A 23,901-nucleotide genomic window follows, 5' to 3' on the forward strand; every position below is an offset into this window, starting at 1 on the left:
TAGTTCTTGTGATTTCATTTTACCGCAATAGTCAAAAGATTGCATGAATTTACTATCAGCCTACCTCATTCCCATTTTTTCCAGTGCTAGTCCTATGCGTAACTCTGCCCTCGACGGCTCATGCTAAGTGTGAGGTGGTTTTCATGCATCGAAAAAAATGGGTCGCGCTCGTAATCGTACTGGTCGTTTTTCTATTAGGGCTTTTGGTGGAGGGTATTTACGGGACTTATACAGATCTCGTCGACCATCCTGGGTTCGCTTGGGAAGAAAATGTGGTATCGGGCTATGGCAACAGCAAAATTGTGCAGCTATTTGTAAACGGCGTTATTTCGGGGCAACAAAATAACGCCGGGCTGCCTTCGATGACGGAGCTATTGACTGAACAGCTACGCCGAATTGAAGAGGATGAGATGGTGAAAGCCGTGGTCCTTCGCATTGATAGTCCAGGGGGAGAGGTCGTCGCTACCGATGAACTGCACAGACGCTTGCTGCGGCTCAAGCAGGTTCGCAATCTTCCTATTGTCGTCAGCATGGGTTCCACAGCAGCGTCAGGCGGCTATTACTTGGCCACAACAGGCGATGCGATTTTTGCCAATCCCAACACACTAACCGGCAGCCTCGGCGTCATTTTCAATCTGTTTAACTATAGTGAAGCTGCGAACAAGCTAGGTGTACATCAATACGCGATCAAAAGCGGACGCTTCAAGGACATCGGCAGTCCAGCCCGGCCACTGACGGACCCAGAACGGCACATTTTCCAAACACTCGTCAACGAAAGCTACAACAATTTCGTCGACGTCATCGTCAAGGGCCGCAACCTCTCCCGTCAACGCGTGCTGGAAATCGCTGACGGCCGTGTCTATTCCGGTGAGCAAGCAAAACGCTTGGGGCTCATCGATGAATTCGGCGATTTGGAGGAAGCGACACGCTATGCCCTCTCTTTGTCTGGAGAAAAAGAAGCCATGGTCATACGCTATGCGGACCAACTCTCCATCAGCAAGCTGTTATTCAGCATGAAGCAGTATTGGTCGAATCCTGATCCGCTTGGTCTCAATCGAATATGGGACCGCCAAAGTTCACCTCGCCTGCTGTATCAGTTCATGCCTTAGCCTGTTAAAACAAAAAAGGAGTGGCTTCTTATGAACCAGCTTCCCGACGAAGAAAAAGCACATGATCCTGATTCCCTTGATCCATATTCAGAAGCACAACCACAACATTTGTATGCTGGCTTCTGGATTCGTGTGGTGGCGTCGCTCCTTGATTCGATGTTCTTGATCGGCATTAGCTACCTCATTTTCAATCCATTACGACGTTTTTTTGCCGTTCCATACGCCTCTTTTCATTTCATCGATTTGGTAGAGGCGTTGTTTGATCTCCTCTATATGATCTTGCTGACCTGGTGGACCGGACAAACCTTGGGAAAGCTGATCACAGGCATCCGTGTCATCAGTGCCAGACAGGCGCGAGGCAATCTGTCTGGCGGACAGGTATTTTTACGAGAAGTCATCGGCAAATTCGTCGCTTCACTCGTATTCGGACTGGGCTATCTATGGGTTGCATGGCACCCACGTAAGCAAGGCTGGCATGATCTGATCGCCAAAACGTATGTCATCCGGGATCGTCGACCATAACCTCCGCTCTATAGCGGGGGTTTTATTTTTGCATCCTTGGTCCCTATTTTTGTAGGAGCTTCCTGCCGATACCATTACCAACAAGGCAGATCCTATCCAACCGAGGAGGAAGATACATGCGAAAACAGAAAGTAACCAGCATCCTCGCCCTGAGCCTTTCGCTGGCTCTGCTCGGCCACGTTGCCCCTGTCCTTCCTGTTTCAGCTGCATCTGCTGCCCCTCAAGCAGCAGCCGTTAAAACGAATGTCGTTTATAACCTTCAGCTAGGAATGAGCACAGCACAGGTAGAACAAATATTAGGCAAGCCTGCCCGCATTGATCCAAGTCATACGGGCGTGGAATGGTGGATTTACAATCAAGATTTGAACAACTATATTCAAGTCGGCCTGCAAAACGGCAAAGTCGTGACGTTGTTTACCAATGGAGCCAAGCTGAATCTGAATGGCATCACGATTGGCTCTACTACAAAAGACCTACAAAACAGCTGGGGTGCACCGCAAAATACGCTGACGATCAACCCGAGTCTGCGTATCCAAAAAAATACCCTTACTCATCCGACCTATCTCCAAAACAATCAGGCGATCACCTTCTCTATCGATCAGCTGGGTGGAAATAAGGTCGCAGGGGTGCGCATCTCTACTCCTGAGCATTTTGCCACTATTGCGATTGGCTTGATGTATCCCATTTCCTATACGAAATTACCTGAACTGCCGAAACTGACAGACGCACAGATGAAGCAGGCAGCGCTCGCATACGAGAAACAAAATTTGGACTTGCTCAACGTGGCAAGGCAACGTGCCAAGCTGCCCGTTATCACGTGGGATGAACAAGTTGCAGCAGTGGCCAGAGCACACAGCCAAGACATGGCCCAGAATAACTTTTTCAACCATACCTCCCCATCTACGGGAAGTCCGTTTGATCGTTTGAAGCAAGCCAGCATTCGTTACAGCGCAGCTGGTGAAAACATTGCCTACGGACAGCTAGACGGGATCGAAGCCCACATGAGCTGGATGAACTCCGCAGGGCATCGTCAAAACTTGCTCTCTCCAAATTTCAAGCAGCTCGGCGTCGGTATCCTGATCAAAGATGGCCGCCCATATTTCACCCAAAATTTTGTCACCCGCTAACACTACAGCAAAAAGACACGCCTTCGTAAGTGGCGTGTCTTTTTTTCGTGAACACAAGGGCAAAGCTATGGCTGCGAAGTTGCATTTGTAGTGGCAGGTGCAGACGGTGTCGGAGCCTGGCCGTCATCTGAGAAAAACGGGATGATTACCAGACTGAGCACGAAAAATAAGATCCAGGCAATGCCTCTTCTGAAAATGCATGGTGTCAGCATCGGGTAACCCCTTCCAATCATGCTGTTCTACTTACTATTCATACGCTTCCCACCTTGATGCCCGTTTATGCTTTTTTGGGCAAAAAAATAAAAGCCTCGCCAAAAGCTTGGCGAAGCTTATCCATCCTTGTTTTTACCCCTGTTTTTGCAAGGGCATCGAATACGTCTGTTCTTGGATTGCCTTTTGTTTGAAAAACAGGCAAGCTGCCGCGAAAACAATGAGCAGCGATCCCATCAGCCAAAAGATCGTCCACGGCTCCCACACGTCTATCAGCAGGCCATTCACATTCGGAGCCAAAATACTGGCGACACCAAAATTGACGCCCGCGATAATTCCTGCGGTAGGAACCATCGATGCTGGTAAAATATCTGCCGAAAAAGCCAAACCTAACGAGTAAAAGGAACCGACAGCCGCTCCAGCTATAGCCAACAACAGCATCATCAGCCATACGTTTTCACCTGCAAACGGGAACAGGAAGAAGGCCAATCCCCCTACAAGCGCACACGCGAGCATGACCTGCTTGCGACCTAAACGGTCACTCAATGCCCCCAGCGGCATCTGCAAAATAATACTTCCCACGACAAACGACGGAAGGATCAAGGAAACCCATTCAACAGACAAGCCAGTACGCAAGGCATAAACGGGAAAACTGCCGTTGAGCGACGTCTCCATGAATCCGAACAAAAACGAAGGAATCAGCGCCAGCCAGGCCAGTCGCAAAACAAATGCGTATTTGTTTTGCTTCTTTTCCGTTTGTTCGATCTGTGCAGGGAACTCATCTTTGATCCGGGATAATAATAAGAAGGCAATCAGATACAGAACGAGCAAGCCGCCAAATGGTACCCAAATCCCCAAATGGAGCACGCTTAAGCCTAATGGACCAATACTAAAGCCCACGCCATATGCCAGCCCGTAAATGGAAAGATCGCGTCCTCGATTCTCGGGGGCTGCGATCTTGGTCACCCACATTTGGCTGGCGTAATGTAAACCACTATCGCCCACTCCCATCAGTAAACGTAATACGAACCAGACCGCCAAATGGCTGAACATCGGGATGAGCGCTGTTGCGATCGTCACCAGCAGCAACCCCCATAATATTGTGGATCGGTATCCAATGCGCCGCAGTGGGATTTCCAAAAATGGATTGACCATGACCATTCCAATATACAAGGCAGCGGCGTTGAGTCCGTTCATCACGGATGAAACACCTTGTTTTTCCAATAAAACCGTCAGCATCGGGATCGTCAAGCCTTGGCTTAACCCCGCAATGCCGACAACCAAAATCAACACCCAAAAGGTGTAACGTGACTGTGACATGGTGTTGTTTCTCCTTCCTAGCTCCCTACTAAGCACTCTCTACGGAAGCACTCCCCTGTTGAAGCTGATACATTTTTTGATAAAGACCATTTTTCACCATGAGTTCATCATGTGTACCTCGCTCCATGATTTCTCCACGGGACAAAACAAGAATCTGGTCGGCGTGCTGAATCGTCGACAAGCGATGGGCAATGATGAATGTCGTCCTACCTTTTGATAGTACATGCAACGCTTCCTGAATGGCTAGCTCTGTTTCACTGTCAATGCTTGCCGTTGCTTCATCCAAGATCAGCATCGCGGGATCAGCAGCCAATGCACGTGCAAAAGAGATCAGTTGGCGTTGGCCTGCCGATAGCGTCATGCCTCGCTCGACGACTGGCTCGTCATAACTGCCCGGCAGCTTGGAAATGAATTCGTCAGCACGTACAGCTTTTGCCGCCCGCTTCACTTCTTCATCCGTAATCGTATCGTTGTACATGCGAATATTGAATCCAATGCTTCCCGTAAACAAGAACGGGTCCTGCAAAACCAGTCCGACATGACTGCGCAGCGAGTGCGTATCAATCTGTCTCATATCTTGCCCGTCGATCAAAATGCTCCCTTTCGTCACCGGATAGAACCCGAGCAGCAAATTCATCAAAGAGCTTTTTCCCGATCCAGTGTGCCCTACCAGTGCAATCGTCTGACCAGGCTGCGCCGTAAAGGAGACGTTTTTTAAGACGTAATCGTCACCCTGATAAGCAAAAGATACGTTATCAAAAACAACCTCTCCACGCGGGCGCTCGATTTGTGCACCAGCTTCTCTCTTCTCCGTGGTCTCATCCATAATTTCGAAGACGCGCCCCGCTGAAATGGTCGCCTGCTGCATTTGTGACAACCGATTCATGATCATGTTGATCGGCTCGAAAAAACGCCCCATGTAATCAACAAAAGCAAAAAGCGCACCAAAGGAAATCGCGCTGTGGAAGGAACTCGAGCCGTAATACCAGACGATCAGGGTCAAGGAAATTTTCCAGATCAGATCTACCGCTGGGCGCAAAAGCAAGGATTCGAGATTAATTTCTTTCATCCGCACCTTGAAGTAGTCTTCATTTACATCAGCAAACTCCTTTTGCACACCTTTCTCCCGACGAAAAGCCTGCACGATCGTCATGTTCTGGATCATTTCATTGATCGTTGTATTCATATCACCGAGCTTCGCTCGAATCACCGCATAGTAGCGAGAGCTGTACTTTTGATACACGTAGACTAACAGTACGAGCACTGGCACCGTCAAAAAGCAGAAGAGAGCGAGCTCAGGCTGCAAGATGTAGAGCGCGATCAAGATTCCGATCAAATAAAGACCATTCTGCACAAACGTCGCGAGTACACTCACATACAGCTCACGAATGGCTTCTGTATCATTGCTCACACGGGAAACAAGCGCACCCACTGGCGTTTTATCAAAAAAGGCAACCGGGAGCTTTTGCAAATGGATAAACAGCTTCATCCGCATTTGCTGAATGATGCGCTGCGCGATCTTTTGCAGCCACAAAATCTGGACGTAATTGAATCCTGCTGAGAGCAAGATCAGTGCTCCATAACCTGCGGACAGCCAGACAATAGGCAGGACATCCCCCTGATACATCGCCTTGACTTCCTCAACGGTCAGCCGAATGCCTGTGGAGGTCATCTTTTGACCTGATTGATCCTTCGTTGTTACCTCGAAGCGTTCCCTGCCGTTTTCTGGCGCAATCGGAGTGAATTGCTTCTCTGTGTTTGGATTCACCTTGCCGGAAACCAAGTAATAGGTCGTGCCTTCTGTCAGCACGGTTCCTTCTTTTTGACGGATACTATCCAAAGCAATACCCGTCTTTGCTGCAACATCTTCACGAATATAGTTCGTACCGTTCAGTGAGGCGACCTGCCCCGCTGCTTGTGGTGGCACTTCGTCCAGTTGATACCAAGGCTTTTGGATCGCTAGGATGTGATTATCAATGATGACCTTGGCTAAAAAAGGACCCGCCAACTCTGCACTCGTTCCCAGCAAGAGCAGGAACAGCGCTCCCAGTATTTGCTTTTGAAATGGCCTGGCGTACTCGGTCAAACGCCCCCATACATTTTCTTTGCTCATGAAACGCTTTCCCCCTCTCTCAACCAGCCACATCCTGTTCCATTTGCTGACGACGGTACTGTTCTGCATACCAGCCGTTGCGCTGCATCAGCTCGTCATGTGTCCCCCGCTCGACGATCTGCCCCTCATCCAGCACGAGAATCAGTTGTGCATGCTGTACGGCAGACAGACGATGAGCGGTAATAATCGTCGTTTTATCTGCGCGTTCCTGTCTCAGATGACGCAGGATACTCTCCTCGGTCCGCGCATCCACAGCCGATAAAGAATCGTCGAGAATCAAGATACCCGCATCCATCAAAAGAGCGCGCGCAATGGAAATGCGCTGTTTTTGCCCACCGGAGAGGGTGACCCCCTTCTCTCCAACCATGGTTTGCAATCCATCTCTGAATTGCGCCAGATCTCTCTTCATCTCCGCAAGCTCCAAAGCATGCATCACGTCTTCGGTCGTCGCTTGTGGTTTCCCGAATGTAACATTTTCTGCAATCGTCCGTGAGAACAGCAAATGCTCCTGAGGCACATAGCCGATTTTTTCTCGCAGCGTATCGAAAGCAAGTCCCTCAATCGGGATGCCCCCGATAAACAGAGCTTGTTCCTTCATCTGATTTTGATGCAATAAAGCACGGCATAGCGTCGACTTGCCGCTTCCTGTCCGTCCGACAATCCCAAGCGTCTCTCCTTCACCCAAACGAAACGAGATGTCGGTGAGTGCCTGCTTGTCAGTCCCCGGATACGTAAAGGAAAAATGGCGTGCTTCTACGGTATTGGCGATTTGGCTCGTGACCGGATTCGCTGCCTCCGCCACATCTGGCTGCTCCACCATTAGCTCTGTAAAACGCTTGTGGGAAGCACCACCGCGCTGCAACACATTGACTAGCCAACCAAAGGCGAACATCGGCCAAATTAAAAGTCCCAAGTATAAATTGAACGCAACCAAATCCCCTAAGGAGATGACGCTGGTGAACACCAAATACGTCCCATAGCCCAGCCCGATCAAAAAGCTGAAGCCAATAATAATCGCGATTGTTGGCTCGAACAGGGCGTCGATCCGCGAAACGCTCACATTTCGCTCCAACGTTTTTTCACTGACCCGTCGATATGCCTCGATATCGGCCTTTTCCTGAACAAATGCTCTCAATACCCGAACGCCCGATACGGATTGTTGAACATGATCATTCATCTCTCCGAAGGCTTCCTGCGCTAAGTAAAAGCGCTCATGCAGCAACCTTCCATAGTACGCCGTTGACCAAGCCAAAAACGGCATCGGGATCAGTGCAGCCAGCGTCAGCTTCCAATCAATCGCGGTCACCATGACGCCCAGCGTTAACAAGGTCATGAACAGCGCATCGACAAGCGTAAGCACCCCTGTACTAGCTGTTTGTTCAATGGCAGGAATGTCGTTGGTAGCGACGGCCATCAGATCCCCACTGCGTTTGCGATGAAAAAACGACGGGGTCATTCTCGTCAAATGGGCAAACAGTCGCTCGCGCAACGTCCTCTCCAGTATCAGGGCCCCCCCATTTAACAAGAACCGCCAGAGAAACCGCAATCCATACAAGCTAACACCCAAAACGAGCAAGATGACCACTGTTTGCGTCAAGTCAGCGTTTGTCAGGGAACTGTTGCGAATCGAATCCACCGTGTCCCCGATTAATTTCGGCGGCCAAAGCATGAGGACATCAATAATAAACAACACAGAGATTCCAATGACGTACCGTTTCCAATAGGCACGGAAAAACCAAGATAATTGCCGTAGTGTCTGCATGTAAATCACCTCTATTTATTCATACCTAACAGCACGACTAAAAAAGGGCTTGCGAATCACACGCAGCCCTCTTGATCTGTCTTCACCATCGTAATTGACAGAATTTTCATTGTCAATCGAAGCATACAGTTCAATCTACTATTTTTTATCGGTTTTCCAGTCAAGCCATTCCTCTTTTAGCAGGCTGTAAGTGGCATGATCCACGTAATGATCGTAAAGGAATTCATTCCGGCGGAGTATCCCTTCCAGTTGAAACCCTAATCGTTCTGGAATCGATCTGCTCTTATCGTTTTCCGTAGCAGCCTGAATCGTTACTTTTTCCAAATCCCATGACCCGAAGATCAATACATCCAAGTAGGTCGCCACTGCTTCTGTCATCAGGCCTTTGCCTTGAAATTGTGATCCCAGCCAGTAGCCAATAGACGTCTTTTTGTTGATCCAATCCACCGTATGTACGCCGACTGTACCAGCCAGACGTCCTTGGTACCAAATGCCGTAGTTGATGCCGCGATTATCGTTGTACTGATGGATCGTCGCTTGGATGAATTGGCGAGAATCCTCTACCTTCTTCGTATAATTCAGCCACGGCAGCCATTCCATAAGATTCTCCCGGTTCGAATCCGTAAGCAAAAATAACTCCTCAGCATCTGCTAATTCTAATTGTTTCAAGTATGTATCTTCATTGATTGCTATCCGTTGAATCGTTTGCATACGAATCTCCCCTTTTCTTGGATATTTTACTGGAAAACGCCAAAATGAGCAAAAAAGCGCCCGCCAGTAACAACAGGGCGAACGCTTATCAATCATTCTTTTATGGTTTGCTATTGCCGATCTCGTCCGGCTTGAAAATGCCTGTCTCCGTGACGATCGCTGTAATGTACTTCGCAGGCGTTACATCGAACGCAGGATTGTACACCTTGATATCGTCTGGAGCTACCTGTTTGCCCAAGCCATGGGTAATTTCCTCGGCTGGACGCTCTTCAATCGGAATATCTGCGCCTGTCGGAGTGTCCAGATCGACGGAGGACAAAGGAGCTGCCACGTAAAAAGGAATGCCGTGAGCTTTTGCCAATACCGCTACCCCATACGTACCAATTTTGTTGGCGACATCGCCATTCGCTGCTACGCGGTCTGTACCCACGATGACAGCCTCTACTTTCCCTTGGGACATAACCATCGCCGCCATGTTGTCGCAGATCAGCGTCACATCAATCCCTGCTTGCTGCAATTCAAATGCAGTAAGACGAGCGCCTTGCAGGACAGGACGGGTTTCGTCCGCGTACACCTTCAGGTTCCAGCCGCGTTCCTTTGCCAAATAAAATGGAGCGGTAGCCGTACCGTACGCTGCTGTAGCCAATGCGCCTGGATTACAGTGCGTGAGAATTCCCATACCGTCATGCAACAGAGTGAGCAGATGCTCTCCAATGGTCCGGCATACTTCAGCGTCTTCCTTTTGAATCGTCAGTGCTTCATCGAGCACAGCCGCCTTCAACTCGGCAATCGACGCTCCGCTTTCTTTTTCAACACGAGCTTTGATGCGATCCAACGCCCAGAACAGATTCACGGCTGTCGGACGGGAAGAGCCCAGGTAGTCTGCCTGCTGGTTCAGTTCCTGCCAAAACTCGTCGTAGTTACTCGCTTCACTGCCACGAATACCAAGGTAGAGCCCGTAAGCCGCCGCCATGCCAATCGCCGGTGCGCCTCGTACTTCCAAGCGACGAATGGAACCCCATACTTGCTCGGAGGTAGTCAAGTTCAAATAGATCGTTTCTACTGGCAGACGCGTCTGGTCTAGCAAGACCAATGCGTCATTCTCCCACTTAACAGGTGCCAATTGGGTGCTGGTTGTCATACTGTTGTAGCCTCCTGATAGTAACGTTCGGTCACAGTGCGTACGATGTCCGTGATATCTGTCGATTCGTCGATGCCGCCGCGACCGAGAATCAGCGCTTCTCCAATCGAGAGAGCCAGACGCTCTGCTTCTGCGCGAGTCTGGTCGTCTTCAATGGCATTCAGGTCCGCTACGCCTGCCAAGCCGATGACACGGCGCAAGATTTTGCATCCGGCATAGCCTGCTGTATCCTGAATCAAGCGCTTCACGTAGCTTTGCCACAGTCCCTCGACATGGGCGCTGCGCTCTTTGGCTTGCTTGTGCCAGAGCTGAACGAATTGCGAAACGAATTCATTCCAGACATCCTCGACCGTTTCAAGTAAGTATTCGCGGTACGCTTCCCGTTCTCCTTGATCTTTTTGCAAACCGTGCTGTCCTGCGTAGTTGAGCAATAGATTGGCAATGACCGCCCCGATGTCAAAACCGATTGGACCGTAGTAAGCGAACTCTGGATCGATTGCTTTCAAGCTGTTTTCCGTGATGAAAATACTTCCCGTATGCAAGTCACCATGCAGCAGCGCTTCCGAGCGCGTAAGGAAATCGTATTTCAGCTTGGCGATTTCCAGCTTCAGCGGCCTGTTGTTCCAGATCGCCTCGACTTCCCGGCGAATCAACGGGTTGAAGTCGTTGGTAGGCGCATTTTCATACGGATCGGTAAAGACGAGATCTTCCGTGATTTTGCATAATTCTGGATTTATGAATGTTCCGACTAGCGCTTTTTTATCGTACGGATGCGCGCCCAGATCGGAGGTGAAGAACAAGGTTTGCGCGAGAAAACGACCAATTTGCTTCGCGAATAGTGGGTACCGCTTTCCTTCGATCAGACCTTTGCGCATGATGATGTGGTCCCCGACGTTTTCCATGACAGTCAACGCAAGTTCCCCATCGAAATGATACACCTGCGGCACCAAGTCTGGAACGTATTTGTGCTGAATGCGGAGTGCCTCGCTCTCGATACGAGCCCGATCAATCGTAAGTGGCCAAGATTCTCCCACGACGCGGGCAAAAGGCAGTGCTTGTTTGACAATAACGCTCTTACCGGTTGCCAACTCCTGAATGTCAAAAACCAGATTGAGATTGCCATCCCCGATTTCACGGCTGGTCAGCTCTGCTCCTTCGCTAAAAAGACCTGGTATTCCTTTTACGTACTCCACTGCTTCCTGTTCAGTCAATGCGCGATATGCCATGATTCCAAAACTCCCCTCTACGTATTTTTCCTCTATCTCTACTTGTTTTGTTTGAGTACCTGAAGCAATAAAAAGACCTCTTTTCCCGAAGAAAAGAGGTCGCTGTCGTCACGTGTAAGAACCGTGTTGATGTCCCCCTTATCTTCCAGACTACTTTTGTTTCTGCAGGAATTAGCACCGTGCATGTCGCCTGTCAATCAGTCGCTTCCTCGCGTCTGAATGGCGTCATGTCGGTTGCCGGGTATCATCGGGCCAGTCCCTCCACCTTCTCTGGATAAGGTATCCAAAACGTATTCGGTTTTTGATTTAGTTTGAATCATACAACCAACGCTTCCGCGATGTCAACACCCTTTTGTGCAAAAATTCGCACCTTGCTATCAGTAGCTGTATTGTGTTCCCGATGCCGCAGGTCGCTCCCAATTCCACCAGTCTATCTTGCCTAGAAACGCTGCTGTTATCGACTTTTCGGCCTTGAGCTTCAGCAGTTCTTTGGTAGGTCCGGTGAGGACGGCTCTGTAGATTCGCACTCCGTTTTGAACAGCCAAGGCCGTACTTTTTCCCCACGGTAGTCGTCCAAGGAAGAGTAGGCGCGACAAAAGGTTTCCTGTGTCAGCCGGAAAAGATAGCGGTAAATATCGTTTACATGCAGCCGGTACACATCCTCCAGACCTACTTTCCCAAGCCGTTCACACCCCTTCATCCCTTACCACGAAGGAAGTGCCAAATAGTTTCACCTTCGTCTTATTTTTCTGATAACCTGCTGCACATTCACTGCAAAAACAAGGATTGACTCCTGACAATGAACGTCATATCATGGGGGAAACGAATAACTCTTATCGCGAGCTGGCTGAGGGACTGGCCCTATGATGCCCGGCAACCGGCGCTATACCATGAATCGTACGCGGATGATGCGTACCTTGGATAGCGAAACGGTGCTAATTCCAACGGATAAGAGTCGAGATGGAGCCTTTTGGGCTCGTTTCGGCTACTGACCCGAGAGATGAGAGGAGACGAGACGCTTTCATAGTCGACAACCGCCTCCCCGCTCAATGGGGAGGCTTTTTTTAATCATTCAAGGAGGATGAGACGTACCATGAGTGAACAACGTATCCTCGTCACCTATCTCACACAAGCAAAAGACTTGAACAAGAAAGCGCAAGCCATTGCTGTCGGCATGACAGTCGGTTCCTGGACGGACCTGCCGCTTGCCAAGCAAGCTGAGCTAGCGCCGTATCTTGGTGAAGCCGTGAGTGCGACACCGCTTGCGACACTGGAAAACGGAGAAACACGCGGTTTGATTACCGTCAGCTATCCGACCCGCAATTTTACAGCAGACATTCCATCCTTGTTGACCGGAATATTCGGCAAACTGTCGATGGATGGCAAAATTAAGCTCGTCGACATCGTTTTCCCTGACTCATTCCTTCAGGCTTTTCCTGGACCGAAGTTCGGCATTGATGGTCTGCGCGAACGTTTAGGAGCACATAACCGTCCACTCTTGATGAGCATTTTCAAATCGTGCCTGGGTCTTCCTTTCGATGACCTGAAGACGCAATTTCGGGCACAAGCCTTAGGCGGAGTCGATCTGGTGAAAGATGACGAAATCTTCTTTGCAGATGATCGCGCTCCTTTTATCGAACGGATCAAAGCGTTCAAGCAAATCGCCCAGGAGACAGAAGCCGAAACAGGCAAGCCCGTCCTTTATGCAGCCAACCTGACTGGACCAGTGCATGAGCTGAACGAAAAAGCGAAACGTGCGGTAGATGCAGGTGCTGACTGCCTCTTGTTCAATGTGCTGGCCTTTGGATTCGATGCCCTGCACCGTTTGGCAGCCGATCCAGATGTACACGTACCGATCATGGCGCATCCAGCATTGGCAGGCGCTTACTATCCATCACCTGACTACGGTATCGCCACCCCGCTTCTGCTCGGAACGTTGATGCGCGTAGCTGGTGCAGATTTGGTACTCTTCCCATCTCCATATGGCAACGTCGCCTTGGACAAGACAGAAGCGTTACAGCTCGCCAAGCATTTGACCGACCCACTGAATGGTGTACGCCGTTCCTTCCCGGTTCCATCTGCCGGCATTCATCCTGGGCTGGTTCCACAGCTTTATCAAGACTTCGGTCTAGATCAAATTGTCAATGCAGGTGGCGGAATCCACGGTCATCCCGGTGGAGCAACCGCAGGAGCGAAAGCATTCGTCGCCGCGATTGAGGCTGTCACCGCAGGCCGAACACTGAAAGAGGCTGCCGCGGAATCACAAGAACTGGCGATCGCCCTGGAAAAGTGGGGTAGTGCACGATGAGCAAGAAGCTCGTCCTGTTCTGCGATTTCGACGGAACGATTACCGAAAAAGACAACATTGTAGCGATTGTCCGCAAGTTTGCTCCCCCTGAGTGGGAAGCCTTGACGGAGCAAATCCTTTCGCAAAAAATAAGCGTTCAAGAAGGGGTAGGCAAGCTGTTTCAACTCTTGCCCTCCTCCTTGCGCCAGGACATTATTGATTTCATTGTCCAAGAAGCGACGATTCGCCCGGGATTTGCTGAATTCGTGAGCTATTGCCGCGAAGAAGGCATTGAGCTGTTGATCACGAGTGGTGGCATCGACTTTTTCCTGGAGCCTATCCTGGCACCTTTTGATCTTACCGATGTACCGATCTACTGCAATGGCAGTGATTTCAGCGGAGAGCGCATCACCATTACATGGCCCAACGCGTGCGATGAGCATTGCACGAACGGCTGCGGCATGTGCAAGACGACAATCATCCGCCGTTACGATCCAGCAACCCATTTCCGCATCGTCATCGGCGACTCTATCACTGATTTGGCTGGAGCCAAAATCGCTGACTATGTGATTGCCCGTCACTTCCTCGCTGACAAGGCGGAAGAGCTGCAATTGTCGCATAGCAAGTTCGCTACGTTCCACGATGTGATTCGCATTTTACAGCAAGTCCAACAGGAGGTCGTCTAACTCATGACTGCAACACTCGAACAACGTCTAGATGCCTTTCGCCGTCTGGATGACGCCAAGCTGACATTTGCCCGCCGGGACTGGTTTCCCGGCACCAGCGGCAATCTCTCTATTAAAATACAAAACGATCCCTTGCAATTTGCCGTAACGGCAAGCGGCAAAGACAAAACCAAGCTGTCCCCCGAAGATTATCTGGTCGTAGATCAAGACTCGCGTCCGGTGGATGAAACTACGCTCAAGCCTTCCGCGGAAACGCTCATCCACGCCGTCGTCTACAAATCGTTCCCGAAGGCGGGTGCTTGCTTCCACGTCCATACCGTGTGGAACAACCTCATTTCCGAGCTGTACTTTGGACAACGAGCCTTCTCCATTCAAGGACAAGAGCTGATCAAGGGACTCGGAATCTGGGAAGAAAACGCGCGCATTACTGTTCCGATTGTTGAGAACTTTGCCGATATTCCGACCTTGGCTACCGAAATTGAAAAAGTGATCACACCAGAAGTTCCCGGTGTACTCATCCGTAACCACGGTATCTACACGTGGGGCGGCAATGACTTCGAGGCCAAGCGCCACCTGGAAGCTTTTGAATTCCTATTCGAGTATCACGCCCGCTGGCTGCAATTGCGCCAAGCAGTCGTGTCCACTACAACCACCAATTAAGGAGGAATAAACGATGGCACAAATTCGTTTTCACGACAACAATGAGTACATCTCAGCACCCGAGGAAGTTGTCTCCTTCCTGGACACCCAAGAGATCATTTACGAAAAATGGGGCGTGGATCGTCTTGATCCGAAGCACCGTGATAACTACAGCCCGACAGACGAGGAAAAACAAGAGATTCTCGACACCTTCAAGCCGGAAATTGATGCGATCAGCCAACGTCGCGGTTACTTGACAGCGGACATTATCGTCCTCTCTGACAAAACGCCTAACCTCGACGAGCTGTTGGTGAAATTCAAGGGCGAGCATCACCACACAGACGATGAGTGCCGCTTTTGCGTCGATGGTCACGGTATTTTCGCCATCAAAGGCAAAGATGATCGCTACTTCGACGTCGAGCTGGAGCCAGGCGATCTGATCTCCGTACCACCGAACTACCGCCACTACTTCACCCTGATGGACGACCGCAAAATCAAGGCGATTCGCCTGTTCGTCACTCCTGCAGGCTGGGAAGCGATCTATTAATAACGAACCCCTTGGCATTTACTGATTGCCAGGGGGTTTTGTCTTTCACCCTTCACTTTATGACGCCATTTCCCTTAATCGATACGTCAGGCTTGATTTCAACTGTGGCATTGGAAAAGGCTTTCGTCCAATCATCCTCTACCTTTTTGTATTCCTTATATTCATAGGCACGCGCATAGAGACCAAACCCAAATGGGTCTGCACCGATTTCCTGGCATTTCTTGATTAACTTCATGTAATCCTTCTGTAACTCGTCACTGATCATTCGCTCCATCTTTTTGTAGTCCTTTTTCATGTCGAACGGAAACATTCGCTCCGATACGGACACTCGCAACTTGAAATGAACGTCAAAATGAAATCGACCGTTCTGATAGGTTGTTTTCACTTTTTTTTGGACGCCCTTGATAAAAAAACTGATCCTGTCTTTCACAATTTGATTGTGTTCGTTCGGCTCTTTAATCGGGATGGTGACGGACAGTTCCCCTTGTTTTTCATGGAGCAACATTTGCAAAAGAATCGTATCCCGCGGTTCTATCGAGCCTGCGTACGTTCCATTTTCTTTTAACAAAGCCGTCCCCATTACCTTGACCGCCTTCTTTTCTTTCTTCAACTCAGTCAGGGTAGGCGTCATCCCTTTTTCATACATTTGCCGATGGAGCTCCTGCGCCCTCGTCTTTACCGTCAGATTTCTGTTATTGGCTGTGTCAATCAGCGTTGTTACATGAATGGACAGACGAGGCTTGTCCTTTGGTTTAAAATCAAACAACTCATGCAACGGACCATCAAGCACAGCCATGCGGGCGTTGACACTGAACTTTGCATCCCGAAAAACGACATCCAGCAACCGAAACCAGTCCGGGTGAGCCAGCAGCTTTTTCCCCATTACAAGCACCTGAATCTTGCCTGGCTGGGTCAAGCCTGTCACTCGCTCATCAAAGCCCATTCTCGCCTCTCTAATTGTAGATGACCGGATACCGTATTGCTCAGATTTTTCCTTTGCCTCCCGATTGAACACGGGGCTTGAGATAAAATAGAGAAGCTCGTTTTTTTCGTTCAAATCGATTCCGAGCATCAGCGTTAAAGTAGTATCCTCCAAATTGATCTGGTCCTTGCATCCTGCCAACATGATTACCAGGAAGCTACATAACAGAATCTGAAATGCCCTCATGCTTTTTTCCCACCTTCTGCTCGTTTCGATAGCTTGATCGGTCCCCAAGCCAGTAACGGAAGCGCATAAGCAAAGAACAATCCTGTATAGCTCCAAATTTGTGACGCTTTCTTCAGATCGATAAAGGATGGCGTATATAACCATAGCGCCACTGGAACCAAAAGAAGGAACAGACGCAAATGCTTGCGGTGATCCTTCATGCCGAATAACTGACTGGATGAAAAGACACAAAAATAGATGTACGGAGATGCAGTTGTTGACAATATAAACAAATAACTAGAGAGAAATAGAATATCGACACGTTCCAAAAAACGGAACTCGATGGCTTTCCATAGATTGAGCGTAGGCCATGTATACTCCTTGATTTCATCGGGGCTAAAATAAGCAAAGCAAACGATGATGACAGATATATACACAAGCATCGTCAATGTATTCGCAATGACAATGCCGAGAGACGCATATTGCTTTTTTTGCAAAAAAGGGTAGGCGAAATAACCAAATTCAAATCCAAGAAACGAGAGCACCGTGGATTTGCTCGCTTCCCATATTGGGTGCCAGCCCTCCTTAATTACTGGCAGCAGGTTTAACCAATGAACCTCTCGGTAAGCTGTCGTGAGAACAAAAGGTATCCAAAGTGTAAGATAGAACACGAGCTCGGCGTACCTTCCAATCGCGCGAACCCCACCCTGGATAACCAGATAGGTCGGCAGAGCAAAAAGGAATACGACGACATAGGCCGGTGTCTGAGACAGGAGCCACACATTAATGATTCCCGTGGCATTTATCAGCAAAACGAACGCCGCTATCCCACAATAAATGGACATCAAAGCAATAGCGACACGACCGAGCCACTTGCCCAAGATCAATGGAAATATATCGATAATCGTCTTCTCCGGGTACTGCTTCATCATGTTCGTGATGATGAGACTGACTAACGTTGCCGCAAGCCATCCGATCAAAAGCGATATCCATCCATCGGTGCTCGCCTTCTCCGCCAATTCTCTGGGAATCGTCAATACTCCGATCCCTACTTGTGCCCCATGAATGAGGAGAATGTACTGGAGAACGCTCAATTGGTTGTATGTATACTTTTTCATCACCCGTCCTCCCTTGGCCGATTATCCCCCTGCCTTTGCTCCTCAATCGTGTGGGCTGACAGGGGACGATCTTTCATTTTCCATAGTGGTAGGCGGATAAACAAGTCCTTCCAATCTCCGAAACGCGCAGGGGCAAGTGGGCTTCCATAAGGGACGCCTAATGATTCTAGCGTAATCAAATGGCCAATCAGCGCCATTAATCCCACAATAATTCCAACGAACCCAAACATCGCAGCAAGTATCATCATCAAAAAACGAATCAGCCTGACTGCCGAAGCCATATCGTAGTTCGGGATAATAAAAGATGAGATCGCTGTAAATGCAACGACAATCACCATAATGTTGCTGACAATCCCCGCTTGTACGACCGCTTGCCCGATCACGATACCTCCTACGATACCTACTGTTTGTCCGATAGGCGCCGGCAAGCGAATTCCCGATTCCCGGAGCATTTCCAGTGTGAGCTCCATAATGAATGCCTCTAACAAGGGAGGGAATGGAACCTTTTCGCGGGATTCTCCGACTGACAAAATCAAATCGAGTGGGATCACCTCATAATTGAAAGAAATCAACGCAATATAAATCGCGGGCAAAAAAGTAGCAATCAAGAAAGCCAAGTACCGAAGCATGCGGATGAACGTAGCGACTGGCCAGCGCGTACCGTAATCGTCAACGTTTTGAAAAAAGGAAACGAAAGTAGCTGGACCAATTAATACACTTGGTGAACGATCCACAACGACAGCAATCTTCCCTTGCAAGATATGAGAGGCCACTGAATCTGGCCGTTCTGAAGTCAAAAACTGCGGAAACAGCGAGTAAGGATTATCCTCGATATACTCTTCCAGTTCAGACGCATTGAGAATCGAGTCAACCTTGATGCTCTTGAGTCGATCTTCCAGCTCCTGTAATATTTCCGGATTCGTCACATCAGCCAAAAAGATGATCGAGAGCTTGGTAAGGCCTCGTTCTCCTAACCACATTTCTTTTATTTTCAATTCACGGTTAGGAATATAGCGGCGAATGAGGGCAATATTCTGCGTGTCCGTTTCGACAAACCCTTGGTGTCCGCCCTTCAGCGCAGCCTCCAACTGCGGGTCTTCTATCGCCCGCTGCGGCCATCCATTCGCTTCAATCACAAGCACTTCTTTTCGACCCTCGATAAATAAAAGACTGCTCCCAAGCAAAATCTCAGTTTCTACTTTCCGAAAGTCGTAGGCAACTGATACCTTTCCGACAGATAACAGGTCAAAAACACTCGATTTCTCACCCTCTGGGTGTGACAAAAGCGGCCGAAGGACATTGTTGTTAATCGAATTTTTGTCAACCAAGCCATTCAAGTAGACGAGTGTAACCATGCCCTCTATATGCTGACAAGCAAACGTCCGAATGACCAAATCGGGTGTCAGCGTGAAAATCGCATTCAGCTCCGCAAGGTTATCACTCAATCGCTCACTGATCTCCCGAACACGGATAGGCTCACTCGAGTGGCTCATCCTGTCTTTGACAGATGTCTTTTTTCTTCTCAGCCACCCTCTCATCGCCATCTCCTACAGCTCCCGCCCTTTTACGAAGTATGTTCCATTAGCGTTCGTGAGAGCTTCCCAAAATATGCATGAGACTTGGCACATTCTGCCGCTCGATCGAATAAATCCCAACGCCCTGCAAATACTGTTGGGAGTACGAGATTACTTTGGCGGGGAAATCATGAAAAACGGATTATCTTTTACACAAATCGTCGTCATGCTGCTTTTAACCAACGGATTGATGAACCATGTCATCGTCATTCCGATGATGCTAGATTCGGCCAAAAGAGACTCCTGGATCTCGGTTTTGTTAGCTGGGGTGCTTTACTTGTTGTGGACTGGTTTACTCTATTCGGTTTATAAAAAAACAGAGAATGGGCATCTATTCCAGTGGATCAAAAAGACTTACGGCTTCCCGCTTTATTTCGTATTGGCGCTGCTGACATGTGTCTACTGCTTTACAATCGCCACCATGACGATGACCGATACGATTACGTGGGTTAATTTATCGTTTGCTCCAGAGACACCGCTAGAGGTACATACGATCTTGTTTGCAGTCCTTTGTCTCGTCAACGCGATGTTTGGAATCCGCTCCATCGCAATGACCTCTTCTGTACTTTTGCCATTCGTCGTCCTTTTGGGATTTTTCGTGATGTCTACTAACTTTCCAAACAAAGATTACAGTCTGCTCCTCCCTATGATGGAAAACGGGATTGCCCCTGTTTTACGAGGAATGATGTATGCAGGCACAGGCTTTGTCGAACTGATCCTCCTGTTATGTATGCAGCATCACCTTCAATCGAGAGTGCCGTACTATCAACTTTTCATTTTGGCGTTTGTCATGATTGGCCTCACATTCGGGCCAACCTTAGGTGCTATTGTAGAATTCGGTCCGGATAAAGCCGGAAAATTGCGCTATCCTGCCTATGAGGAATGGCGACTCGCCAATATTGGCCTATATATCGAGCATCTCGATACCCTGAGCCTATACCAATGGTTTAGCGGTGCCTTTACGCGCATTTCTCTCTCGCTTTTGCTGATTGTCGAAATACTGATGATTCCGTATGGACAGAAACGGATTTGGTGGTTAATCGGGCTCTTTTTCTTCTCATCTGCCCTCTCCCGCTATCCCATAAGTGCGATCCAATTTTACAGCCTGTTATCGAAACAGCTTTTGCCCAGTCTTTTCGTATTGGCCCTGTCTCTTTCCATCGTTTTTGCTCTCTTGACAACCTTCGCCTCTAGGAGGAAACAACATGACGAATCGTAGGTTTGCCAAGGTCAAAGGGTACACGCCAGCAACAACCGTTAAAGAATTGCCTTCGATTTCGCTACAGGCATTTCAAGATTTGTTTGAAGACTGCAATGACATATGCATAGATACGCACTCCCTCGTCCCAGGACACTCTCCCACTCGCGTGCATTTTATCTACTCCGACTGCTTGTGCGATTTGAACCAGATCAGCGAGTATTTGATGCCGCAGCTCGTGCAGCTTTTTGTGAATGAAAACATCCTAGATGCTGAGGATTTATTTGAAAAACGGCTCTTTTTCATGAATGAGCTGACACAGACGACGAATGTTGATTGGATTTGCAGACGCGTTTTCTCCGGAAATTTGCTGATGGTGTTTGAAGACTTTCATACTGTCTATTATGTAGAGACGGGAAATCCCCCCCGACGCGAACCTGAGGAAACCAATACCGACGCATCGATTAGCGGCCCGCGCGATGGATTTACGGAAGAAATCAATACGAATCTGGGTCTGATCCGCAAAAGGCTTCGGACGTATCAGCTAAAATTCGTTCCATATATCGTCGGGAGCCACACTCATACGCGCATTGGTTTATTGTATTTGCAAGACCAAATCGATCCGATTTTGTTGAAGGAAATTCACGACAGAATGGATTCGCTTGATAGCAAGGGCATTGTAAGCGGTATGCAAGTAGAAGAACGGTTATCTCGATCCCCCTTTACTCTTTTGCCAGAATTTCAGTACACCGGAAGGCCCGATTATGTAGTGAACGCTCTTTTAAAAGGTCGATTTGCCATATTGATCGATGGCTCACCTATTTCATTAATTGGCCCGGTTAACTTTTTCATGCTGCTAAACGCTGCCGAGGATTCGAGCTCATCTGTTTTTTCCGTAGTGTTTGTCCGTATTCTGCGGATGGCCTGTGTGATCATTGCGCTCTTTTTACCCGGCCTTTGGGTCGCGCTTATTACCTATCATCAGGAACAGCTTCCCTACACCTTGATTGCCACCATTGTGAAGTCGCGACAAGGCGTTCCGTTGCCAGCTGCATTGGAAGTTTTGCTCATGGTGCTCTTGTTTGATTTGTTTAAAGAGGCTGGTTTGCGCCTTCCTCTATCGATTGGTCAAACACTGTCCGTTGTTGGAGGCCTGATCGTCGGACAAGCAGCGATATCGGCCGGTTTGACCTCTACAGGCAGTCTGGTCATTGTCGCGCTTTCCGTAATGGCAACCTTTACGTTATCCAATCAGCATATCGTCTCGTCTGTTACCCTGTTTCGGTTCGGGATATTGCTCTTATGCTCCCTTCTCGGGATGTTTGGCTTCATGATGTCGCTTCTGGCAATGGTTCTGTTCTTTTCCAACATGCGCTCCTTTGGCCTTTACTATTTGTCTCCGCTTGCGCCGACCTCTTGGCCTGACTTGTATAAAACACTGTTCCGCACACCTTGGCGAAAAGTAGAGAAAAGCCCTGAATTCCTGCACGTTCCCTCAAAAAGGAAGGGCTCCTGATATGGCTCGCATCCGTGTAATGGCCGTCATCCTCCTCCTCCCGCTCCTGCTAAGTGGCTGCTGGAACGCACGTGAAATTGAAAATCTACTTTATGTCAATGCACTTGGGGTCGATTATGTTGACAATAAATTCGAGGTGTACGCCCAATTGCTGAACTTCTCTACCATCGCCAAACAAGAAGCGGGAGGAGAACGATCTGCAAGCGGGGTGGCCATTGCAAAAGGAAGCGGCGATTCTTTTGTGAGCGCCCTTTTTAGTCTGTATCCCACGAATCAGGCGCAAATGACTTGGAGTCATATTCGTTCCTTGGTTCTCAGTGAACAGGTATTGAAACGCCCGCTTCTCGATCAAGTCATCGATGAGCTCGACCGGTTTTACGAATTTCGTTACACCATCTGGACGTATGTGTCCAAAGAACCACTGATGGATATTCTTACGCCCAAGCAAGTATTCAACCAGCCTGCCATTTACTCGCAATTGTCCAATCCACAGTATCTTCACAAGCAAAACTCGGCGATTTATCCGATGAAGCTGTTTCAATTTGTCAGGAAAAGAGATGAACCCAACAAGGTCGTCTATTTGCCAATGCTCTCCATTAACAGAAAGACCTGGTCGGAGGACAACAAACCTTTGCCCCAGCTTAAAACAACCGGTGCCTGCATGCTGCAAAACAAGGAGGTCAAGGGTTGCTGGCCGCGCTCTGAGCTGCTCGGATTGCGCTGGCTAGACGAGCATACCAATCGATCGTTACTGACCGTAAAAAAGGGCAAACAACCTCTGGCAAATCTCGTCCTGCAAAAACCAAAAGTAAAGATACAGCCGCTGCTGCGAGACAATCAAGTCACGTTTCAGATCGATGTGGAGCTGCTGGGCTTCATACCGCTATACCATCACATAAGCCCCGTTCGGGAAATTGAGAAAGAAGCCGCGAAAAAAATCGAAGAGGAGATTCGGGGGCTATACGAAAAAGGACGGAAGCAACAGATGGACACGCTTCAACTGGGGCACACCCTTTATCGCAAATATCCGAAAGAATGGAAACGAATGCAGCAAAATGAAACGCTACCGCTTAACCCGTCCTCTCTGGAGGCGGTGAACGTCAAAGTAACGATTTTCGATGGCGGGATTTCGAAGGTGAAGCAAGAGCGTTGAATGGGAAAGGAGCAAAGCGTGAGCTTTGCTCCTTTCTTTTTCTGTGCCACCCTCCACCATCTTGTCAATAAAAGCCATCTTTTCTGGCCTGTTGATTTCATCAACTACATTCCACGATAGTCAATCATAAAGGCTCGTCCCACAATAAAAGCATTGCTTAGGACGAGCCAATTATATTACTTCACCAATTCATGCTTTTCAATTTTCCAAAATAAACCTGGAGCATACTTTTCCTTTGGATTTTCAGATAGGGTCTTATCAGCTGTTGGGTCTACTAAGAAAACCTCCTCTTCACTAGACAGCATATCAATTTGTTCCCGCGGAATATCTCCGACAAGTTCAATATAACCTTCAAATGTAGCTTCATTTTTTTTTGCTACTCGATTAATCTCTTTCTCTCCTGCTTTTTCAAAAGCAACAAAATACGTTCCTTTTTTTCCATCCTCTTGATTAAACCTTGCAGCTACCATTTTTGGTTTTATATCGTATTTTTCAACGATTTCTTTAAGTTTGGACTCAGTGATGAATTGTGAAAAAGTTAATGTTATTTTCACGTCATCCCCACTATTTGATCTAAGAGAAACTTGTTCGGCAAGTTCTTTGTTTATTTGTTCGATCTCTTTTTTGTAATTTAGTATATCTTCACTACTTTTTAGTTGGGATATTCTGTCGATTGGATCTAAGGGTTTATGTTGTTTGGCATATACAAGACCGCTAAACAAACTACCCGATAGTAGCATTGCACCCAGAGTTACGGAAATTGCTTTCTTTTTACTCATTAATGATCAACTCCTA

22 protein-coding genes and 2 riboswitches are annotated in these 23,901 nt (G+C 48.5%); of the genes, 10 read left to right on the forward strand and 12 right to left on the reverse strand.

The window, feature by feature from the left end:
* The first annotated feature begins 143 nt into the window (after positions 1–143).
* The 3 genes from sppA to C7R92_RS11875 all read left to right on the forward strand — a co-directional run bounded on the left by sppA (position 144) and on the right by C7R92_RS11875 (position 2,758).
* Positions 144–1,109, forward strand: a complete 966-nt coding sequence (sppA, locus tag C7R92_RS11865; protein ID WP_017251450.1) for a signal peptide peptidase SppA — start codon at positions 144–146, stop codon at positions 1,107–1,109.
* Between the two features lie 30 nt (positions 1,110–1,139).
* The gene (locus C7R92_RS11870) at positions 1,140–1,631 is read left to right on the forward strand and encodes an RDD family protein (RefSeq protein ID WP_017251451.1); all 492 of its coding nucleotides are present in this window, start codon (positions 1,140–1,142) and stop codon (positions 1,629–1,631) included.
* Positions 1,632–1,747: 116 nt separating this feature from the next.
* On the forward strand, positions 1,748–2,758 hold the full coding sequence (locus tag C7R92_RS11875; protein ID WP_106834395.1) for a CAP domain-containing protein: 1,011 nt from the start codon (positions 1,748–1,750) through the stop codon (positions 2,756–2,758).
* 65 nt (positions 2,759–2,823) lie between these two features.
* Here the strand turns inward: C7R92_RS11875 and C7R92_RS32320 are convergent, their stop codons facing one another.
* The 8 genes from C7R92_RS32320 to C7R92_RS11910 form a co-directional block, all read right to left on the reverse strand.
* Complete coding sequence (locus tag C7R92_RS32320; RefSeq protein ID WP_167403201.1) at positions 2,824–2,970, reverse strand: hypothetical protein; 147 nt, start codon at positions 2,968–2,970, stop codon at positions 2,824–2,826.
* Between the two features lie 133 nt (positions 2,971–3,103).
* Positions 3,104–4,288, reverse strand: a complete 1,185-nt coding sequence (locus C7R92_RS11880; RefSeq protein ID WP_106834396.1) for an MFS transporter — start codon at positions 4,286–4,288, stop codon at positions 3,104–3,106.
* Between the two features lie 28 nt (positions 4,289–4,316).
* Entirely contained in the window at positions 4,317–6,401 is a 2,085-nt protein-coding gene (locus tag C7R92_RS11885; protein ID WP_106834397.1) for an ABC transporter ATP-binding protein, read from the reverse strand.
* A 19-nt stretch (positions 6,402–6,420) separates the two neighbouring features.
* Positions 6,421–8,163, reverse strand: coding sequence for an ABC transporter ATP-binding protein (locus C7R92_RS11890; protein ID WP_106834398.1), 1,743 nt, complete (start codon positions 8,161–8,163; stop codon positions 6,421–6,423).
* Between the two features lie 138 nt (positions 8,164–8,301).
* Positions 8,302–8,874: a GNAT family N-acetyltransferase gene (locus C7R92_RS11895; protein WP_069848838.1), complete on the reverse strand. Its 573-nt coding sequence runs from the start codon at positions 8,872–8,874 to the stop codon at positions 8,302–8,304.
* A 100-nt stretch (positions 8,875–8,974) separates the two neighbouring features.
* On the reverse strand, positions 8,975–10,015 hold the full coding sequence (mtnA, locus tag C7R92_RS11900; RefSeq protein ID WP_106834399.1) for an S-methyl-5-thioribose-1-phosphate isomerase: 1,041 nt from the start codon (positions 10,013–10,015) through the stop codon (positions 8,975–8,977).
* Positions 10,012–11,241, reverse strand: a complete 1,230-nt coding sequence (gene mtnK, locus C7R92_RS11905) for an S-methyl-5-thioribose kinase (RefSeq protein WP_069848840.1) — start codon at positions 11,239–11,241, stop codon at positions 10,012–10,014. Before mtnK ends, mtnA begins: the two co-directional genes overlap by 4 nt.
* A 135-nt stretch (positions 11,242–11,376) precedes the next feature.
* Positions 11,377–11,522: riboswitch (SAM riboswitch) on the reverse strand.
* 96 nt (positions 11,523–11,618) lie between these two features.
* Positions 11,619–11,786, reverse strand: coding sequence for an anti sigma factor C-terminal domain-containing protein (locus C7R92_RS11910; RefSeq protein WP_244195728.1), 168 nt, complete (start codon positions 11,784–11,786; stop codon positions 11,619–11,621).
* 285 nt (positions 11,787–12,071) lie between these two features.
* Positions 12,072–12,248, forward strand: a riboswitch (SAM riboswitch).
* An 86-nt stretch (positions 12,249–12,334) separates the two neighbouring features.
* Here C7R92_RS11910 and C7R92_RS11920 point away from each other — a divergent pair.
* The 4 genes from C7R92_RS11920 to C7R92_RS11935 are packed head-to-tail and all read left to right on the forward strand — an operon-like array spanning position 12,335 to position 15,400.
* Positions 12,335–13,549, forward strand: a complete 1,215-nt coding sequence (locus C7R92_RS11920) for a 2,3-diketo-5-methylthiopentyl-1-phosphate enolase (RefSeq protein ID WP_106834400.1) — start codon at positions 12,335–12,337, stop codon at positions 13,547–13,549.
* Positions 13,546–14,214 (forward strand): 2-hydroxy-3-keto-5-methylthiopentenyl-1-phosphate phosphatase, encoded by a 669-nt coding sequence (locus C7R92_RS11925; protein ID WP_106834401.1) that lies wholly within the window; start codon positions 13,546–13,548, stop codon positions 14,212–14,214. The genes C7R92_RS11920 and C7R92_RS11925 overlap by 4 nt, the downstream gene beginning before the upstream one ends.
* Before the next feature lie 3 nt (positions 14,215–14,217).
* Positions 14,218–14,874, forward strand: coding sequence for a methylthioribulose 1-phosphate dehydratase (locus tag C7R92_RS11930; protein ID WP_069848847.1), 657 nt, complete (start codon positions 14,218–14,220; stop codon positions 14,872–14,874).
* A 13-nt stretch (positions 14,875–14,887) separates the two neighbouring features.
* Positions 14,888–15,400, forward strand: coding sequence for a 1,2-dihydroxy-3-keto-5-methylthiopentene dioxygenase (locus tag C7R92_RS11935; protein WP_017251464.1), 513 nt, complete (start codon positions 14,888–14,890; stop codon positions 15,398–15,400).
* Between the two features lie 52 nt (positions 15,401–15,452).
* Here C7R92_RS11935 and C7R92_RS11940 read toward each other — a convergent pair whose 3' ends face one another.
* From C7R92_RS11940 to C7R92_RS11950, 3 genes are read right to left on the reverse strand one after another with little or no spacing between them, the layout of a single operon-like run.
* Positions 15,453–16,568, reverse strand: a complete 1,116-nt coding sequence (locus C7R92_RS11940; protein WP_106834402.1) for a Ger(x)C family spore germination protein — start codon at positions 16,566–16,568, stop codon at positions 15,453–15,455.
* Positions 16,565–17,665, reverse strand: coding sequence for a GerAB/ArcD/ProY family transporter (locus C7R92_RS11945; RefSeq protein ID WP_106834403.1), 1,101 nt, complete (start codon positions 17,663–17,665; stop codon positions 16,565–16,567). The genes C7R92_RS11940 and C7R92_RS11945 overlap by 4 nt, the downstream gene beginning before the upstream one ends.
* Entirely contained in the window at positions 17,665–19,209 is a 1,545-nt protein-coding gene (locus C7R92_RS11950; protein ID WP_106834404.1) for a spore germination protein, read from the reverse strand. The genes C7R92_RS11945 and C7R92_RS11950 overlap by 1 nt, the downstream gene beginning before the upstream one ends.
* Before the next feature lie 64 nt (positions 19,210–19,273).
* Between C7R92_RS11950 and C7R92_RS11955 the strand changes: the two genes are divergently transcribed.
* The 3 genes from C7R92_RS11955 to C7R92_RS11965 are packed head-to-tail and all read left to right on the forward strand — an operon-like array spanning position 19,274 to position 23,106.
* Positions 19,274–20,458: an endospore germination permease gene (locus tag C7R92_RS11955; protein WP_106834405.1), complete on the forward strand. Its 1,185-nt coding sequence runs from the start codon at positions 19,274–19,276 to the stop codon at positions 20,456–20,458.
* Complete coding sequence (locus C7R92_RS11960) at positions 20,445–21,953, forward strand: spore germination protein (protein ID WP_106834406.1); 1,509 nt, start codon at positions 20,445–20,447, stop codon at positions 21,951–21,953. The genes C7R92_RS11955 and C7R92_RS11960 overlap by 14 nt, the downstream gene beginning before the upstream one ends.
* A gap of 1 nt (position 21,954) precedes the next feature.
* Positions 21,955–23,106 (forward strand): Ger(x)C family spore germination protein, encoded by a 1,152-nt coding sequence (locus C7R92_RS11965; protein ID WP_106834407.1) that lies wholly within the window; start codon positions 21,955–21,957, stop codon positions 23,104–23,106.
* Between the two features lie 176 nt (positions 23,107–23,282).
* Here C7R92_RS11965 and C7R92_RS11970 read toward each other — a convergent pair whose 3' ends face one another.
* Positions 23,283–23,885: a hypothetical protein gene (locus C7R92_RS11970; RefSeq protein WP_106834408.1), complete on the reverse strand. Its 603-nt coding sequence runs from the start codon at positions 23,883–23,885 to the stop codon at positions 23,283–23,285.
* Positions 23,886–23,901: the final 16 nt, after the last annotated feature.

Origin of the sequence: Brevibacillus porteri (genome assembly GCF_003013475.1) — a bacterium.
GTDB classification, from domain to species: domain Bacteria; phylum Bacillota; class Bacilli; order Brevibacillales; family Brevibacillaceae; genus Brevibacillus; species Brevibacillus porteri.